Source organism: Desulfonatronospira sp. MSAO_Bac3, assembly GCF_003838035.1.
Lineage (GTDB): Bacteria > Desulfobacterota > Desulfovibrionia > Desulfovibrionales > Desulfonatronovibrionaceae > Desulfonatronospira > Desulfonatronospira thiodismutans.
The window spans coordinates 1-1,446 of record NZ_QYZY01000056.1 but is presented as its reverse complement, the minus strand read 5'-3'; the positions used below and the strand labels follow the sequence as shown (position 1 = coordinate 1,446).

The 1,446-nt window shown below is 54.3% G+C and carries 1 protein-coding gene; it reads right to left on the bottom strand.

What is annotated here, in order from left to right; all coding sequences use genetic code 11:
* On the bottom strand, positions 1-1,446 hold a 1,446-nt coding region (locus D5S03_RS01770), incomplete at both ends, for an acetyl-CoA carboxylase biotin carboxylase subunit family protein (protein WP_502697107.1).

Genomic DNA, 1,446 nt, shown 5'->3' with positions numbered 1-1,446 from the left:
TTAAGACAAAGCCGCACTGACGGATCATATCCTTGTTCAGGTTGGTCTTCATGCCCAGTTCTTCGATATAGGCTGCAGTGGACAGAACCTCGCCCTGGCCGTACCAGCGAACCGATGCCCCTATACCTGTATCCACTATATGCGCCCCAGCCCTGGCTGCTTCGGCCACAGCAGGCACAAACAGTCCGTCCGTGTAATGGCGGTGGTAGTGTACAATAAGCTCGGGATATTTGGTGCGTATCTTGCTTACCAGTTCCCTGATGAACCAGGGGGGACAGACACCGGCCATGTCTTTTAGTCCCAGGATGAATTTCTTGAGGACCTTGTCATGGGCCATGGCCGTAGCCCTGCTCATGAGGTTTACTATCTCGTCCACCACTCCCATGTAGTGCTTGATGTCGAATCCCTGGGCATAGGAAAGGGAGATGGCCGGTTCAAATATATTTTTCTTATGACTCATGGCCACCTGGGCAAAGGGCAGCATATTGTCGATGTGGTTCAGAAAATCAAAGCAGCGGATAACGTCGTAGTCTTCGCAGATCATCTCTCCTGTGAGGCGCATGATATTCTTGGGCTGGGGCTTGTATCCCAGGACGTTGGTGGAACGGATAAGTATCTGCTTCAGGGTGTTGGGGGCGAAATGGTTCCACTCCCTGGCCTCGCTGAAAGGATAGGTCATGTTGGCCATCATGGCCACGTGAAAGTGCGCTCCTCCCCCGTTTTCCAGGGAAAAGAACCCGCACCTGTCCAGGTAGGGACCGATGAGCCTGTCCTCGGCCAGGCGGAACCTGTTGCCTGAATTGGACTGGGTTATATCCCTGGTGGTGGTATCAGTGAAATGAATATGATCGCTGTCCCGGATATAATCCAGAACCGCATCCCTGTCTCCCCTGGGGTATGGATACTGGTAGTCGTCGTGTTTTAGAGACGGCAGCACCGGTTGTATACGCCCCAGTCTCTTGTCATGTACTCCCCGGTACTCCCCCAGTTCCACGTGGGGATTGTATCCCCTGGCGGATATCTCCGCCACCAGCTTGGACAGGCGCAGGGCCTCCGGCTCCCGGTCCCGGTAAACCATAAGTTCCGGGGTCTGGCCCACAAAGTTGGTATCATACTCGCCGCTTCGAAACTGGGCATTGGCCATAACCCGGCGATGAAAAGGAATGGTGGTTTTAAGTCCCCCTACTATGTATTCATTGAGAGCTCTTTCCATGGTGCCCACGATTTTGTTCCAGGTCCTGCCGTAGACAATGAGCAGTGCTGCTGCTGAATCATACTGAGAAGGGAAGTGATACCCGGCACTTATGCATGAATCCACGCGCACGCCCTGTCCGCCGGGGGACTGGTATCTGGTAATGAGCCCGGCATTGGGAGCGAAATCCTGCTGGGGATCCTCGCAGTTGATGCGCACCTGCATGGAGTGGTTGTTGGGCAGGGTGTCCTTTT